Here is a 16817-nt window from a genome sequence, read left to right as displayed (position 1 = left end):
ATGTAAATTTTCAAATAAAAAAATCCATTCTAACAGAATTAGAATGGATTTTTTCGCTTATAAATTTGCAACATCTTCTTCTTTTTTACTATTATTTAAAGCACTATGTTTTCGGCTATATAAAAAGTAAACCGCTATACCAATAACCATCCATATCCCAAAACTAATCCATGCTGTCCCTGATAATTGAAGCATTAAGTATAAACAGAAGATCACTGTTAATGCTGGTAAAAATGGTACAAGCGGAGCCTTAAATGCCCTTGGTAAGTCTGGATGTGTTCTTCTCATTACGATTACCGCAACAGCTACGAGTGCAAATGCTGACAATGTCCCCATATTTACAAGATGTGCTAAAACATTTAAATCTATTAATCCTGAAATCAGTGCCGCAATAATTCCCGTTGTCCATGTATTTAAAAATGGCGTTTTAAATTTCGGATGAACTTTAGCAAGACGCTTCGGTAGTAAACCATCTCGACTCATCGCATAAGAAACACGAACTTGTCCATACATCATAACTAGCATTACTGTTGTAATTCCTGTAATTGCTCCTACTGAAATTACCCCCGCTAAACCATCTTGTCCAATAAATTGAAGTGCAAAAGCAACTGGATCTGATATATTTAGCTGTCCGTATGGAACAATTCCTGTCAAAATAAGCGAAACAACGATATAAAGAACTGTACAAATTAATAACGATGCAATAATCCCAATTGGTAAATCACGTTGCGGACGTTTCACTTCTTCTGCCGCTGTTGAAACTGCATCAAATCCTATAAATGCGAAGAATACTGTAGCCGCTCCAGCCATTACACCATTTAAACCAAATGGCATAAAAGGCGTCCAGTTTTCAGGTTTCACATAATTAAAACCAGCAAAGATAAAAATAAGAACAACTGCTATTTTAATAAATACCATAATGTTATTTACTCGTGCACTTTCACGAACACCCCTAGATAAAAGAACTGTCATCACTAAAATAATTAGAACTGCAGGTAGATCAATTATTCCACCCTTACCTGTACCAGGAGCCGAGGAGAGAATAGTCGGAATATGAATTCCAAACCCGTTTAATAAAGATTGAAAATATGCAGACCAACCGTTCGCTACAGCAGATGTAGCAAGTAAATATTCCAGCATTAAGTCCCAGCCAATTAAAAATGCGAATACTTCTCCCATCGTCGCGTATGTATACGTATACACACTGCCCGAGACAGGAACTGAAGAAGCAAATTCAGCATAACAAAATGCAGCAAAGGCACAAGCTAGAGCGGCAATCGCAAATGATAATATAATAGCTGGCCCAGAATGTTTCGCTGCCACAACACCCGTTAGAACAAAAATACCAGTTCCAACAATTGCTCCGATTCCAAGCATAGTTAAATCTAGCGCGCCCAATGTTCTTGCTAACGTTTTTTGCTTACTTTCTTGCATTAACTTTGCAATTGGCTTCTTTTGAAAAATTTGCTTCATCTTTCACTCCTCCAAGTTTTAAATTTTCTGAAAATTTTTAATTCGCTTTTTTATTTTACTCATTACGCTTTTCCTAGTCAATACTTTTGTCGAAACAAGTAGAAATTCTTCTGAATATGCACAATCCTTATTATTCTTTCTATATATCTTCCCATTATTTTTTTGGTATTATTATACATGTCGATTCCGTGAAAAAGGCATGCCCCCTTATTGAGAGCATGCCTTTTTTACTTATTTCACAGTATATGAACCTTGTTCAATCCAGCTATACATATACTTTTCATCTTCTGTTACATGTGCTTGTTTTACAATACGAAGCGGACGGAATGTGTCTATCATAACAGCTAATTCAAGCGTCTCTTTCTTCCCTATACTTGCCTCTGTTTTCCCCGGATGCGGTCCATGGGGAATCCCGCTCGGATGAAGTGTAATAGAACCTTCTTCCACACCTTTGCAACTCATAAAGTATCCTTCTACATAGTAAAGAACTTCATCACTATTAACATTACTATGATAATATGGTGCCGGAATGGACTCTGGATGATAATCGTATAAACGTGGTACGAAAGAGCAAATAACAAAATTATGTCCTTCAAATGTTTGATGTACTGGCGGTGGCTGATGAATGCGCCCTGTAATTGGTTCAAAATCCTCTACATTAAATACCCACGGATATAAATAGCCATCCCATCCCACAACATCTAACGGGTGGTGTCCTAAAACATGTTTATGCATATAGCCTCTTGATTTTGTCATTACGACAAACTCGCCTTTTTCATCATATGTCTCTAATTTTTCTGGACCACGAAGATCTCTTTCACAAAACGGACTATGCTCTAACAATTGTCCGTATTCATTTCGATAACGACGCGGCGTTGTAATTTGGCTATTCGCCTCTACAACAAGAAACTTAGTCTCTCCTTCATCTGGAATAACACGATAAATCGTTCCAATTGGAATCGTTACATAGTCGCCTTTTCTATAGTGAATCGTTCCAAACATCGTTTCAATTTTCCCTGTTCCATAATGAACAAATAACATTTCGTCGCCATCACCATTACGATAGAAATAATCCATTTTTTCTGTTGGACTCACTACTCCAATTAATAAATCTTCATTTCCAAGTATGAAATTCCGTCCACTTATTGCATCACCACTTTTTTTACTTTCTTTCGTTCGAAAGTGGCGATGAGAAAGAGCAACATCCTCTTCATACTGCAACTGACAAGAATGCGATAATGCAGAATGACCTACTTCTGTGGGCATATAATGATGATACAAAATAGACTGCGTACCAGAAAAACCTTTTGTTCCCATTACCTGTTCACGATAAAGCGATCCATCTTTTTTACGAAATTGTACATGTCGTTTATGAGGTAGTTCTCCCATGTGACGATAAAACATGCCCATCACCCGCTTCCTTTTCTTTTTTGATCGTATTACGTAGTGTACCTAAACCAGTAATCGACAGTTCTACAACATCTCCATCTTGTAGCCACTCTTCTGTACCCAGTTCTAAAATACATCCTGTTCCTACTGTCCCAGAACCAATCACATCTCCTGGATATAACGTAACGTCCTCTGAAGCACGTTCAATCATTTCAGCAAATGTATAGTAAATATCTTGGAAGTTTCCTTTTGATAATAGTTTTCCATTTACATGAGCAGTCATTTCTAAATTATATCTATCACCATTACGATAAACGTCTAATTCCTCTTTCGTAACAAGATGTGCTCCTAAAGAAGTTGCAAAGTCTTTTCCTTTCGCTGGACCGAGACCTACTTTCATTTCTGTTGCTTGTAAGTCTCTCGCACTCCAGTCGTTCATAATACAATAACCAAAAATATATTCCTCTGCTTGCTCACGAGAAATATTTCGCCCTTCTCTTCCTATTACGCAAGCAATCTCCAACTCATAATCAAGCTTTTTAGACTTTTTCGGACCAATTACAAAATCACTGGAACCAATTACAGCACGATGATTAGTAAAATAAAAAACCGGAATATCATACCATTCAGGCACAACATCTAATCCTCTTCGTCCGCGAGCTGTTTTTACATGTTGTTCAAATGCGTAAAAATCTCGAATACTACTCGGATTAGGAAGAGCAGCTGTCAATTGTACTTCTTCTAAAGCATATATACCCTTATTTGGATTCTTAATATTCCGCACTACCTCTACATACTCATCTGCTTTCTCTAAAAAAGCAATCATAGAAGAAGGGATTTTCCCTTCACTAGCAAGATTCATATCTATTACTTTGTCACCTTCAAGCCATCCAGCCCGTAGTTCTTTTGAAGGAAGACGAAATGTAACAAATTTCATCCTGATTCCTCCTTATAAAAATGAAATTTCCACCAGCAAAGGGACTTTTGCTGGTGGATACAAATCTTATAAGTTTCCGCGACGCTCTTGTTCTCTTTCAATTGATTCGAATAACGCTTTAAAGTTTCCTTCACCAAATCCACGAGAACCTTTACGTTGAATGATTTCAATAAATAAAGTCGGGCGATCTACAATTGGTTTCGTAAAGATTTGTAGTAAGTAACCTTCATCATCACGATCTACTAAAATCTTTAATTCTTTTAACTTATCAATTTCTTCATCGATTTTTCCAACTCGTGCAGTTAACTCATCATAATAAGTATCAGGTGTATCTAAAAACTCCACCCCATTTGCACGAAGCGCTTCAACTGTTTTAACAATATCACTTGTTAATAAAGCAAGATGTTGTACACCAGCTCCATTATAGAATTCTAGATACTCTTGAATTTGTGACTTTCTCTTTCCATCTGCTGGTTCGTTAATAGGAAACTTAATACGACTTCCATTCGTCATAACTTTCGACATTAACGCCGAATACTCTGTACTAATATCGTCATCATCAAAATGAATCATTTGTTTAAAGCCCATAACATTCTCGTAATAACTAACCCACTCTTCCATTTTTTCAACATTACCAACTACATGATCAACAGCAATTAAACCAGACTCTTCAAATGGAATATTAAATTCTACCTTTTGGAATCCTGGCATAAATGCCCCTTTATAATTTTTACGCTCTACAAGCGTATGAATTGTATCACCATACGTACCAATAACTGCTTTTTTCAATGTACCGTCCTCATCTGTTAATTCCTGCGGTGGAGCAATTGCGACGGCACCACGTTTCACTGCTTCTGAGTATGCTTTATCAACATCATCAACAAGTAGTGCCACATCCTTCACGCCATCACCATGAGTCTTTACAAACTCTGCAATACGATTTTCACTACTTAAAGCTCCAGACACAACGAAACGCATATTTTTTTGCACAAGAACATAAGATACCTTTTCACGGTTTCCAGTTTCTAATCCAGAGTAAGCCACAATTTTGAATCCGAACGCTCTCGCAAGATAATAACTCGATTGCTTTGCATTCCCTACGTAAAATTCCAAATGATCTACATCACGTACTGGAAAAAAGTCCTCCATTTGTGCAGCTAGCGTATCCATAGATTTTTGTTTCATAATATCTTCATCCCCCTGTAAATAGATTAAATGGTCCATACTTAAAACCAACCGAAAACGCTTCCAACGTTAATTAATAGAAATTAGTTAGCAAGCTAACAAATTCTGACCTTTAAAATTTTCTATCTTTTCTGTCAAATTCCTCTTTTTTTCTTACATATAAAATTCGACTTTTTTCTCTTTGAAATAAAGCGGGATTTTATTCAGTGGATTTTTGATTATTCGTTGAATCAAGTTTCAACCGCAACGTTTAATTAGCCATGCATGCTGGATAATGAGGTAACTTTAATACTTGAGGGGATATAAGAAGAATATAAAAAAGACTCCAACATATTAACTACTTACTAATACGTTAGAGTCTTTATTTTTTTTGAATGATTGTATTTATATATCTCATACTAATACATTTGCAAGGAATAGAATAACTGATGTTAATATTACCGCTCCACCTAAGGATCCTAATAAATCTGTTTTTGTTACTTGAAACACTTGTTCACTGTTCATATCCCTCATTCTCCTTCCTTTTTTGTTTGATTTAAAACTTCTATTATACTAATACACTTGATAAAAATACGATTAATGCTGTTAATACTACCGCTCCACTTGCTGATCCTACGAAGTCACCTTTTGTTACTTGTAATACTTGCTCTTTCATATCTTTCATTCTCCCTTCCTTTTCTTTTGTTACAAAGCTTCTATTATACTAATACGCTTGATAGAAATACGATTAACGCTGTTAATACTACTGCTCCACTTGCTGATCCTACGAAGTCACCTTTTGTTACTTGTAATACTTGCTCTTTCATATCTTTCATTCTCCCTTCCTTTTCTTTTGTTACAAAGCTTCTATTATACTAATACGCTTGATAGAAATACGATTAACGCTGTTAATACTACCGCTCCACTTGCTGATCCTACGAAATCACCTTTTGTTACTTGTAATACTTGCTCTTTCATACCTTTCATTCTCCCTTCCTTTTCTTTTGTTACAAAGCTTCTATTATACTAATACGCTTGATAGAAATACGATTAATGCTGTTAATACTACCGCTCCACTTGCTGATCCTACGAAATCACCTTTTGTTACTTGTAATACTTGCTCTTTCATATCATTTATCCTCCCTTTTTATAAGTTATCTATATGTAATTTCTAAGAAATGTTTATTTCATAGTTTTTATGTTAACGTTACATTAAATTTGATAACGTAACGTTTGTAACATTAATGTAACATAACTATTATTACGTTGCAATATAATTACGTAAAATTTATTACACTTTTTTTACGTTTTTTTATAATAACCCTCAAAAACCTTTATTTAATGCGTTTTTCACTTAGTTCACGTTTGTAACATTCGTGTAACATTACAGTCATAAAGTGAAATGTCGTCATATTCCTCTCTATTTTTGTTACAAATCGTTTATTTAGTGACACTAAACCTATCTAATCTTTACTTACTTTTAATATGAGATAAAATACCGTCTTTCCAAGATAAGTTTATATGTTTCCTCTATATAACTATGTATAATAAAAACAAAGAGGTGGTCATTTTGAAATTAATCGCATTAGATATGGATGGTACACTACTATCATCTAATCTTGAAATCTCCAAAGAAAACCTACAAGCAATCCAAACTGCACAAGAAGCTGGTCATATTGTAATGATCTGTTCTGGTCGTGCGAAAGAGGATGCTTTAAAGCTATTGGAAGAATATAAATTATCTCTTCCAGTCGGAGCAAGCAATGGGGCTATTGTTTATGTGGATGGAAAAGTAATTAACTCGCGTTGTATACAAAACGACAAAGTTTACAAACTTGCAAAATTACTAGAATCTGAAGGTTTCCCATATAAGCTATATACGAATAAAGGAGTTTATTCTCCATATACATGGCAAGATCAAGTGATGCAAGCATTCGAAGAAAATAAGCATGCGCTTGATGTTACATTAGAGGAACTTGAACGAATTACAGAAAAGCAAAAGAAATCGAACCTAATTACTGATTTCAAAAAAATAGAAGATGTTGTAAATAACCAAGAACTAGAAATATCTAAATTCTTCATTTTAACGTTTAATGCAGCGCATCGCGCACAACTATTAAGTATATTACAAGAAGATGCTGATATTATGGTTACAGCATCGGCTCCTACTAACTTAGAAATTATGGATAAGAATGGACATAAAGGAAACGGGATACAGCAGATGGCAGCTCATTTTAATATCCCTATTGAAGATACAGTTGCTATTGGTGATAATTTTAATGATGTACCGATGTTAGAAGTAGCAGGCTTATCTGTTGCAATGGGCAACGCTGAAGAAGATGTAAAAAAGCTATGTGATGTTGTAACACTAACAAACAATGAACATGGTGTTGCTCACGCAATCGAGCAATTTGTATTGAAACAAACTTCATCTATTAAATAAAAAAAGGACTCTTTCAATTTGAAAGAGTCCTTTTTTATACGTGATGACAAGCAACAAAATGCTCTGCACCAACATTACGGAATTCTGGTACTATTTTTTTACAAACATCCGTTGCAAATGGGCAACGTGTATGAAAACGACAGCCCGAAGGTGGATTTGCTGGACTTGGAATATCCCCTTCTAGTATAATTCGCTCTCGCTTCACTGTTGGATCTGGTATTGGAACAGCTGATAACAATGCTTTCGTATAAGGATGTAGCGGATTGGTAAATAACTCATCACGCGGTGCTGTCTCCACAATCGTACCTAAATACATAATTCCGATTTTCGTACATAAATGTTCTACTACACTTAAATCATGCGAAATGAATAAATAAGATAATCCCTTTTTCTCTTGTAACTCACTAAATAAATTAATAATTTGTGCTTGGATAGATACATCTAGTGCCGCCACAGGTTCATCAGCTACAATAAATTCCGGATTTAATACCATAGCTCTTGCGATTACGATACGCTGACGTTGTCCACCAGAAAACTCATGGGGATACCGGTCAATATGATAAGGAGCTAATCCACATAACTCCAATACTTCAATTACCTTTTCACGAACATTTTCTTTCGTCGCTAATCCGTGGGCCAACATTGGCTCTCCAAGCGCTTCTCCAATTCTCATTCTCGGATTTAATGAGCTAAATGGATCTTGGAAAACGAGCTGCATATTAGGGCGATGTTTTCTTAATTCATCCTTGGATAAAGAATGAACATCTTTCCCTTTAAACTTCACTTCTCCCTCCGTTTTTTGAACGAGGCGTAAAATTGTTTTTCCTATTGTTGTTTTTCCGCTCCCTGATTCGCCAACGAGACCAAACACTTCACCTTTATTAATAGTAAAACTTACTCCATCAACCGCTTTTACATGCCCAATTGTTCTACTAAATACGCCACCCTTAATTGGAAAATATGTCTTTAGATTTTTCACCTCTAATAATGGTTCACTCATTGTTCCGCACGCTCCTCATATAACCAGCAAGCTACTTTATGATTTTCATCATTTACATTTAGATTTGGGGCTTCTTTTTCACATATTTCCATACAATGCTCACAACGCCCACTAAAGTAGCAAAACTCACCTAAACCAACTAAATTCGGAACTTGCCCTGGAATAGAATATAGTTTATCTATTCGTTTTCCCATTACTGGTTTTGATTTCAATAATCCTTTCGTATAAGGATGTTTTGGATTTTGGAATATCTCTAGTACTGGGGCTTCTTCGATAACTTTCCCGCCATACATAACGACAACATAATCAGCCATTTCCGCTACGACACCTAAGTCATGTGTAATTAATAAAATCGACGTTTTAAATTCTTCTTTCACTTGTCTTAGTAGATCCAATATTTGAGCCTGAATGGTAACATCAAGAGCTGTTGTTGGTTCATCCGCAATTAATAACTTAGGATTACAACTAAGTGCAACAGCAATCATAATACGTTGTAACATCCCGCCGCTCAGTTCATGCGGATAAGAATGGACGATTTCATCAGCGCGGGCTATGCCAACTTTACGAATTAACTCAATTGCCTTCTTATATGCTTCATTTTTACTAAGTAATTCATGCTCCCTTAACGTTTCTACAATTTGCTCTCCTACAGTGAAGACGGGGTTTAGCGATGTCATCGGTTCTTGGAAAATCATCGCAATATCATTCCCTCGTAAACTACGAAGCTCTTTCTCTTTCATTCCTAAAAGACTTTTTCCTTCATATAAAATATCTCCACCTACTACACTGCCTGATTCAGCAATAAGTCCCATAATAGATAACGCCGTTACACTTTTTCCGCAACCAGATTCACCTACAACACAAACAGTTTCACCTTCTCGAACAGAAAAACTAACATGATTCACAGCTTTTACTGTCCCTTCTTCTGTCTGAAAGTGTGTTTGTAAATCTTTCAGCTCTACTACCGCTTTACTCATATCTCCTCACCTACCGTCTCATCTTTGGATCTAATGCATCACGAAGTGCATCACCAAGTAAATTAATTGATACAACTGTTATAAAGATTGCAAAACCAGGCGGAATCCATAACCATGGACGCTTTTGGAAATCGATTAATGAGTTAGCTGCGCTAATCATGTTCCCCCATGATGGTGTAGGTGGAACGACTCCAAGACCTAAGTAACTTAGTGCGGATTCTCCCAAAATAGAACCTGCAACACCTAATGTAGATACGACAATTAAAATAGGTAAAACATTAGGTATTAAGTGATATATAATTTTCCGGTAATCTTTTATTCCTAACACATCCGCAGCTTGCATAAATGCTTGCTCCCTAAGTGATAAAATTTGCCCTCTTACAAGGCGTGCAAGCCCTGGCCAACCTACTAAACTTAAAATAATCATAATGACATACAAACGATAATCAGACGGTACTTTCCACTCTGATAAAATCGCACCCATTATAATAAGTAACGGTAATCCTGGCATCGACATTAAAATATCTGCAAGTCGCATAATAATATTGTCCACAATACCACGATAAAAACCTGCAATCGCTCCTAATAAAGCTCCAAGTATAACCGATAAAACCATTGAAGCTAAACCAATGGTTAATGAAATACGTCCCGCTTGCATAAGCCTTGTTAAAATATCTCTTCCTAATTGATCTGTACCAAGCCAATGAGAAAAACTAGGTGGTTTGTTAATGAGCGCAACTTGTATTTTTCCTGATGCATATGGAGAAAAGAACGGACCGATAAAACAAAATAAAAACATAAAAATTAATGCATAAAACCCTACAAGTGCCATCTTATTTTTCTTTATCTTTTTAAAAGCTTGTCGCCATGGTGATGATTCATTTCTTCTCTTTTTTTCTTTTTTTTCTGTAATTACTGTAACAGTCTCCATTTCTTTCCCCCCTTACTTCAACCGAATTCTTGGATCAACAACTGCATATACGATATCTGCTAAAAAGTTTGAAACGATTGTTAAACAAGAAAGAAACATCGTAAATGCCATCAATACTGTATAGTCACGGAAATTTAATGCTTCTAATTGAATATTACCAATCCCTGGCCAGTTAAAAATTTGTTCAATAATAATTGCCCCAGAAAACAATCCAGGTAATTCAAATGCTAATAACGTAATTGCCGGTAAAATTGCATTTTTTAATGCATGCTTATAAATAACCGTCTTCTCCTTCAAACCTTTCGCTCTTGCTGTTCGTATGTAATCTTGTCTTACAACCTCTAACATACTTGTTCTAAAATAACGAGTTAGCGAGCCGACCCCAAGAAGTGTCAAAATAAATACTGGTAAAATCATATGTTTTGCAACTTCTATCACGTAAGCAACTCCTGTTGAATTACTGCCAACATCAATCATTCCACCTATCGGTAATAACTTAAAGTCAACCGCAAACACCTTAATTAAAAACAAACCGATAAAGAATGAAGGGAATGACATTGCTGCAAAAACACCGATTGTTACAAGTTTATCGAATAAAGAATGTTGCTTCGTCGCCGAGAATACACCGATAATAAGTGCAATTAGCCAAATAAAAAACAATGCAATAATTGCTACACTAAAAGAATTCCAAATAAATTTATTTAATAATGACGTTACAGGCTCTTGATATTGAAGCGAGAAGCCAAAGTCCCCTTGCAATGCATTACCTAACCAATGAAAATAACGCTCAACAATTGGTTTGTTCAACCCATATAACTCCCTCAGTTCAGCTGCTCTTTCCGGTGTAATTTTCGGGTTTGAATCAATATAATCCCCAGGAAGAAGTGCGAACAGGACGAAGATAATAATTGATGTACCAAGCAGTGTAGGAATCATTTGTAACAACCTACGAACAATATATGTTTTCACCCTTTTTCTCTCCAATCTTATGCTTAAAATAGAAGAACATTTTTTCAAAGCGGCACATTACTAACCGAATGAAAAAATGTCTTCTACTTATACATTCTTATCGTTATTTTTCAAATGATAATACTGGTAAGTTTGCACTAATACTGTTGTACTTTTCAGGATCAATTCCTTTTATATTCCCGTTATAACCAGTAATTGTTCTACGGTAGTTTAATAGAATTACTGGTGGATCATCACTTAATTCTTTATACAATTCTTTATAAATAGGTTTACGCTTTTCGATATCTACAGTTTCAATACCTTTTTGAATTAGCTCATCTACTTTTGCATTCTTATAACCAAGACTAGTTTCATTTGCAGTAGACAAATATTCACCAGCTGTTTCACTCGGATCACTTGTAATCGGTGTCGAAACAGAAGCTAAATCATAATCCCCTTTGTTTACCTTAGAAAGCATCGTATTAAAGTCCATAAATTCAGGATTAAACTCTACACCTATTTCTTTATAATTCTCTTTCGCAATCGGAATTAATAAATCACTATCTTTAGCCGAACTTGGACCGAAATAAGAAAGTTTTAATTTTTGACCATCTTTTTCACGAATTCCATCCGAACCAACTTTCCACCCTGCTTCATCTAATAATTTTTTCGCTTTTTCTTTATCGTATTCGTATTTATTAACTCCTTCTTCCGTATAAGCCCAAGAAGTTGGATGAATTGGTACATTGGCTACTGTACCGTATCCTTTTAACGCTGTATCAACATATTTTTTGCGGTCTAATCCGTAAATAAGTGCTTGGCGAACCTTTTTATCCTTTAAATAAGGCTTATTATTATTCATATAAATATAACTAAATGACGGTGCTGTTTCGATTTGGATATTGGCGAATTCTAAAGCCTTAGCCTGTTCAAGAACCTCATCACCAGTACCTAAGCCAGTATGGTCAACTTCTCCTGTTTGGAATAACTGAAGCTTCGTATCACCAGAAGTAATTTTATAAATGAAGTTTTGAATTTTTGCTTTACCCGCATAATAATTTTCGTTTGCTACAAAACGAACTTCTTGACCTGGAATATACTTTTCAAATTTATATGGACCCGCAGCTAATGGGTTTCCATATAAATCTTTTAAGTAATCTAAGCTTGTATTTTGCTTATAATCTTTTCCATAATAAGCTTTTGATAGTACTGTACCTCCTAAAACAAATATAGCTTGTGAATTCACTTTTTCAGTTGTAATTTTAATTGTTTGTGGATCAACAACTTGAATACCTTCAATTGAAGTTGCTTTTCCTTCCTTATATTCTTTACCACCTTTAACCGCATATTGAGAGATATCTACTTCACCTTCATATGCCTTATCATGTAAAAGCGTCAATGTGAAAGCTACATCATCCGCCGTTAATGGCGATCCATCACTAAATTTCAAATCTTTACGTAAATGGAATGTATATGTTAACTGATCAGAAGAAACGTCCCACTTCTCAGCTAATTCTGGAATTGGTTTCCCTTGTTTATCGGTTGATACAAGAGATGCAAAAATAACTGAAGTTACGTTTCCATCCCAACCATTTTGTTGGAAGTATGGCAAAAATACGCCGCCTGGCTTACTAATACCAACTACTAACGTATCTTTTCTATTCTTCGCTTTGTCTGGCACTTTCGTTTTATCTGTCGCAGCGATCTTTTCAATTTTCACATTTTTTAAATCCTGCTGTTTAACCGGCTCCGTAGAAGCCGCGTCCTCCTGTCCCCCACAAGCAGACAACACAAGCGAACTACTCATTAATACCGAAAATACACCAGCCCATTTTTTTGTCTTTTTCTTCATTGTCCCCACCCTAACTTTTTATGATTATACCCTCTGAACGAATTACCTTATGTATGCCTCCCACAGCAACATTTATAGCCAATCGGAAAAGTCGGTTTTAATCGTAAAAAAATAGATGTTTTTGAGGGGTAACAATCTTATTCCGACCTTTCCGGTAGACTTTATGGTTATTAGCTTATATCGTTCATTATGTTTTGTCAATTCTTTCTAAATAAATATTTTGAGAATTTTTCCAAAATTATCACTCTACATTTATACTTTAAGAAAACTCAGCTATAATTCGTATTAAAAAACTTAAAAATCTACTTCTATTCCTTCAACATGAAACATAGAATACTAATAAACAATTACCAAAAAGGGGGCGAAAATATGGACAACCTATTCCAATACGTCCTGCACTACGTATTATTAACAATTATGATAGTCGGAGCGTTATTACTATTCCCGTTCTTCCCAAAGTTCGTCCTCTTTTTAGCTTTTTTTATCATGCTCGGGATCGCTATTATAATTTCAACGAGAGAAGATGCCACGCAAAAAGAGAGCAGGGTTCAGCGCGTAAAGCTGTAACTTTGCTCTCTTTTCGTTTTCATTCACTAGTCTCTTTTATACATATTTATCCCGCTATTTGCCGGGCAGTAAGAACCCCACCTCAAAATTCAGCGAAAGCAAAAGAAGTTAGGTCGGGGTCGGGCTGCCCGTAAAAGCCCTCACTTTATCTCTCGGGAAATAATTAGCCTTTGTTTTTGTGATTACTCCTATTGAAAAGCCACTAATGACATTTATTTTTCACCTTATCATTTCATACGCTTCACAAGCTATGCAAATTGAGGAACACGGATTTATCTAAGTTACTGTTTCACGTGAAACACATCGCTTCATTTAATCTTTAAATCAAAATATCATTATGAAAAAGCCACTTCCTCCAACAAAACTGAAAGGAAGTGGCTTTCTACTCTTTACTCCACAATATTCTCTAACTCACTATATAACTTCGCTCGTAACAACTCTTTCATCGTTTTTTCCTCATATAATTTTTCAAGTCTTTCAACATCAGCTACATGTTCCATTTCACATTCTATTGCATATATATCTTCTTCTACATGCATTAACTCATTTTCAATCTCTTCAAGATTCCTAGCTTTTTTCTCTTTTACTGGAACCATTTCAACACTCTTTCTCCCTTGGCGTTTTTGCTTTATTACTTGCTTCTCAAGCTTTTCTTCCCATTTTTGACGAGCCCATGCATAGTTTCCTGCAAACTCAAATAATTTACATTCATCAATCCAGTACGTCTTTTCAAATAACTTATTTAAAAAATAACGATCATGTGAAACAGCTAGGATTGTTCCATTATATTGCTCAAGGGCTTCCTCTAAAACTTCCCTTGATTCAATATCAAGATGGTTTGTCGGCTCATCTAAAATTAGAAAATTGATGTCTTGATACATAAGTTGCGCAAGTCTTAACCTCATTTTTTCTCCACCGCTCAGTTGCGTTACTTTCTTAAATACTGCTGGACCATAAAATAAAAACTTAGCCAATATATGTCTTGCTTCTCCTTCTGTTACAGCTACATACTCTCTAAACGCTTCCAATACATTACTCTTCACATTTCCATACGTATGCTGTGATAAATAACCAATTTTGACACTACTACCAATTCGAATTTCACCAACGTCTGGATTTATTTCTTCTAATAGTAGTTTTAATAATGTAGTCTTTCCTGTACCATTACGACCAACGATAGCCGCACGCTCTTGAAAACGAACATGTAAATTCGCTTGTTCAAATAAAGGTCGTCCAGCAAAACCTTTACTCACTTCTTTCATTACAACAACATCTTTCCCGCTTCTCTCTTGCCCTTCAAACTGAAGACCCATCTGTTTTCGTTCTAAAATTGGCCTCTTTAATTTCTCTATACGTTCTAACGCACGTTCCATATTTCTCGCTCTTTTATGCAATCCTTCATTCGGAGGGTTCGCTTGATTTGCCCATTCACGTAGACGCTTAATCGCTTCTTTCATTTTCTTTATTTTCTTTTGTTGCTCCTGATAAGCTTGAAACTCTTGAAGTAATCTTTCTTCCTTCTCCTCAACGAACTGAGAATAATTCGTATGGTACACGTGAATCTCTCCATCTTCCAAATCAAAAATTTTCGTTACAACTTCATCAAGGAAATAGCGATCATGTGAAATAACTATAACTGTTCCAGTGTATTCTTTTAAAAATTGCTCTAACCATTCAACTGCAAATAAATCTAAATGATTTGTTGGTTCATCTAATAGAAGTAAATCTGGTTTCTGCAATAGCATATATGCAAGGCTTACTTTCGTCTGTTCTCCTCCACTTAATTCCGTAAATACTCTTGAAAATAAGTCTGTCACTTGTAAGCCATTTGCTACCTTCATTATATTTGCCTCGATTTCATAACCACCGAGAAATGCAAATTTTTCTTGAATGACTCCGTACCTCTCCATTAGCTTTTCCAAAGCAGATTGTTCCTGTTCCACCGCCATATTTTTTTCTAAAGCATGCATTTCTTTTTCTAATTCCTTTTCTACTTTAAAAGCAGAACTCAATACATCATATACAGTCATAACCTCATCAAACTTCGGAATTTGTGCGACATGACCAATACGTGTACCTTTCTTCATATGAATGGCTCCTGCATCCAAACTCTCCATTCCAGTTAGAAGCCCAAAGATTGTTGTCTTCCCACTACCGTTACGACCAACTAATCCAACACGTTCACCATTCTTTATTTCAAGCGATATATTTTCAAATATGGTGTTTCCACCAAAAGATTTCGTTACATTATTTACACTACAAATAGTCATTTTCCGTACTCCTTTCAATATAAAAAACCATGAGAAAGAAACATTCCCCATGGTTTTTCGGCATAGAAAAAGGAAGCCAAATAGCTCCCTTTTCACACGTTGATTAAAAATGGGTGAAGAGATTTCTATCGTTCAATAGTCACTATGCAATTGTTAAAAAAGGGCATACGTATCCCGTTAACAACTACATCATGAAAAATCGCACGACAAAAATAGATAAAATCTAAAAATTTGGCACGTGCAGCTAAAGAACGTTTCATCTCATTCACCCCTTTCGTACGGAATTTAATACTTACTTCTTTATTATACTTTCCAATTTCATGTTTGAATAGTCATTTTTCTGAAAATAATGAAGATAGACTAAACATTTCAATAAGTGACATCAAATCTTACAAAACTGTTATGTTCACGTAATGGAAAGCGATAGTACGAAAAGATGCCTCCCTATACAATAAAGATGTAAACAAGCGAGACAAACAAAAGGAGGAAACAAACATGATGAAAGAAATCGTAAAAGCAATCTTTGAGGTATTAGTGAACGGACAAGCAGTTGTAAAAGAACTAAATGAACTATAAAAAGGAGTGAAGAAATATGATGAACATGGTGAAAATGATTTTACACGCTTTAGTCGATGCAAAAGCAGTTAGCCAAGAATTAAACCAACAATAAAAAGGGGTATATGAATATGAAGAAAGCCATTATTATAATTGCAAGCACAGCAATTACCTTATACACAATAAAAAAGAGAAAAAAGAAAAATAATGAAAATGTTCTATATTATCCATACACACTATTAGAGAAAAAATAAAAGACAAGGTACCCTATCGTAATGAGGATATCTTGTCTTTTATTTTTCCCCTATTCC

Annotated in this window: 19 protein-coding genes; 3 read left to right on the top strand and 16 right to left on the bottom strand. The window is 35.4% G+C overall.

Annotation, left to right across the window (positions count from 1 at the left end; translation table 11 throughout):
• Window positions 1-57: 57 nt before the first annotated feature.
• From BC_RS01305 to BC_RS01265, 9 genes are all read right to left on the bottom strand, one after another.
• Complete coding sequence (locus tag BC_RS01305) at window positions 58-1473, bottom strand: amino acid permease (protein WP_000809373.1); 1416 nt, start codon at window positions 1471-1473, stop codon at window positions 58-60.
• 231 nt (window positions 1474-1704) lie between these two features.
• Complete coding sequence (locus tag BC_RS01300; protein WP_011109785.1) at window positions 1705-2877, bottom strand: homogentisate 1,2-dioxygenase; 1173 nt, start codon at window positions 2875-2877, stop codon at window positions 1705-1707.
• Window positions 2843-3799 carry a fumarylacetoacetate hydrolase family protein gene (locus BC_RS01295; RefSeq protein WP_000674004.1) on the bottom strand — a complete coding sequence of 319 codons (957 nt, stop codon included), beginning with the start codon at window positions 3797-3799 and terminating at the stop codon, window positions 2843-2845. The genes BC_RS01300 and BC_RS01295 overlap by 35 nt, the downstream gene beginning before the upstream one ends.
• Before the next feature lie 66 nt (window positions 3800-3865).
• Window positions 3866-4984 carry a 4-hydroxyphenylpyruvate dioxygenase gene (gene hppD, locus BC_RS01290; protein ID WP_000810922.1) on the bottom strand — a complete coding sequence of 373 codons (1119 nt, stop codon included), beginning with the start codon at window positions 4982-4984 and terminating at the stop codon, window positions 3866-3868.
• 393 nt (window positions 4985-5377) lie between these two features.
• Window positions 5378-5488, bottom strand: a complete 111-nt coding sequence (locus BC_RS01285; protein ID WP_001083692.1) for a DUF3948 family protein — start codon at window positions 5486-5488, stop codon at window positions 5378-5380.
• A 43-nt stretch (window positions 5489-5531) separates the two neighbouring features.
• Window positions 5532-5648 (bottom strand): DUF3948 family protein, encoded by a 117-nt coding sequence (locus BC_RS01280; RefSeq protein ID WP_000654250.1) that lies wholly within the window; start codon window positions 5646-5648, stop codon window positions 5532-5534.
• A 34-nt stretch (window positions 5649-5682) separates the two neighbouring features.
• Window positions 5683-5799: a DUF3948 family protein gene (locus BC_RS01275; protein WP_000654250.1), complete on the bottom strand. Its 117-nt coding sequence runs from the start codon at window positions 5797-5799 to the stop codon at window positions 5683-5685.
• 34 nt (window positions 5800-5833) lie between these two features.
• Window positions 5834-5941, bottom strand: a complete 108-nt coding sequence (locus tag BC_RS01270) for a DUF3948 family protein (protein ID WP_000664237.1) — start codon at window positions 5939-5941, stop codon at window positions 5834-5836.
• Between the two features lie 43 nt (window positions 5942-5984).
• Entirely contained in the window at window positions 5985-6092 is a 108-nt protein-coding gene (locus BC_RS01265; RefSeq protein WP_000664237.1) for a DUF3948 family protein, read from the bottom strand.
• Window positions 6093-6533: 441 nt separating this feature from the next.
• Here BC_RS01265 and BC_RS01260 point away from each other — a divergent pair, with 441 nt between their 5' ends.
• Window positions 6534-7406 carry a Cof-type HAD-IIB family hydrolase gene (locus BC_RS01260; protein WP_000766420.1) on the top strand — a complete coding sequence of 291 codons (873 nt, stop codon included), beginning with the start codon at window positions 6534-6536 and terminating at the stop codon, window positions 7404-7406.
• Window positions 7407-7440: 34 nt separating this feature from the next.
• Here BC_RS01260 and BC_RS01255 read toward each other — a convergent pair whose 3' ends face one another.
• From BC_RS01255 to BC_RS01235, 5 genes are all read right to left on the bottom strand, one after another.
• Window positions 7441-8406: an ABC transporter ATP-binding protein gene (locus tag BC_RS01255; RefSeq protein ID WP_001294518.1), complete on the bottom strand. Its 966-nt coding sequence runs from the start codon at window positions 8404-8406 to the stop codon at window positions 7441-7443.
• A complete protein-coding gene (locus BC_RS01250; RefSeq protein ID WP_000030789.1) occupies window positions 8403-9383 on the bottom strand; it encodes an ABC transporter ATP-binding protein in 981 nt (326 codons plus the stop codon). Before BC_RS01250 ends, BC_RS01255 begins: the two co-directional genes overlap by 4 nt.
• A 10-nt stretch (window positions 9384-9393) precedes the next feature.
• Window positions 9394-10314, bottom strand: coding sequence for an oligopeptide ABC transporter permease (opp4C, locus tag BC_RS01245; RefSeq protein ID WP_000451077.1), 921 nt, complete (start codon window positions 10312-10314; stop codon window positions 9394-9396).
• 12 nt (window positions 10315-10326) lie between these two features.
• On the bottom strand, window positions 10327-11283 hold the full coding sequence (locus BC_RS01240) for an ABC transporter permease (protein WP_000860749.1): 957 nt from the start codon (window positions 11281-11283) through the stop codon (window positions 10327-10329).
• A gap of 103 nt (window positions 11284-11386) precedes the next feature.
• The gene (locus tag BC_RS01235) at window positions 11387-13114 is read right to left on the bottom strand and encodes an ABC transporter substrate-binding protein (RefSeq protein WP_000730693.1); all 1728 of its coding nucleotides are present in this window, start codon (window positions 13112-13114) and stop codon (window positions 11387-11389) included.
• A gap of 369 nt (window positions 13115-13483) precedes the next feature.
• Between BC_RS01235 and BC_RS01230 the strand changes: the two genes are divergently transcribed.
• Window positions 13484-13681, top strand: a complete 198-nt coding sequence (locus tag BC_RS01230) for a hypothetical protein (RefSeq protein ID WP_000369254.1) — start codon at window positions 13484-13486, stop codon at window positions 13679-13681.
• Between the two features lie 389 nt (window positions 13682-14070).
• Here the strand turns inward: BC_RS01230 and abc-f are convergent, their stop codons facing one another.
• Both abc-f and BC_RS27905 read right to left on the bottom strand, forming a co-directional pair.
• On the bottom strand, window positions 14071-16002 hold the full coding sequence (gene abc-f, locus BC_RS01225) for a ribosomal protection-like ABC-F family protein (RefSeq protein WP_002195117.1): 1932 nt from the start codon (window positions 16000-16002) through the stop codon (window positions 14071-14073).
• A gap of 74 nt (window positions 16003-16076) precedes the next feature.
• Complete coding sequence (locus tag BC_RS27905; protein ID WP_000830643.1) at window positions 16077-16211, bottom strand: RAxF-45 family protein; 135 nt, start codon at window positions 16209-16211, stop codon at window positions 16077-16079.
• Window positions 16212-16631: 420 nt separating this feature from the next.
• Between BC_RS27905 and BC_RS01220 the strand changes: the two genes are divergently transcribed.
• Entirely contained in the window at window positions 16632-16760 is a 129-nt protein-coding gene (locus tag BC_RS01220; protein ID WP_002023099.1) for a hypothetical protein, read from the top strand.
• Window positions 16761-16817 lie beyond the last annotated feature (57 nt).

It is taken from the genome of Bacillus cereus ATCC 14579 (assembly GCF_000007825.1).
Classification (GTDB): domain Bacteria; phylum Bacillota; class Bacilli; order Bacillales; family Bacillaceae_G; genus Bacillus_A; species Bacillus_A cereus.
Note: the sequence above shows the minus strand (reverse complement) of the source record. Positions and strands in the feature narration are given on the sequence as shown.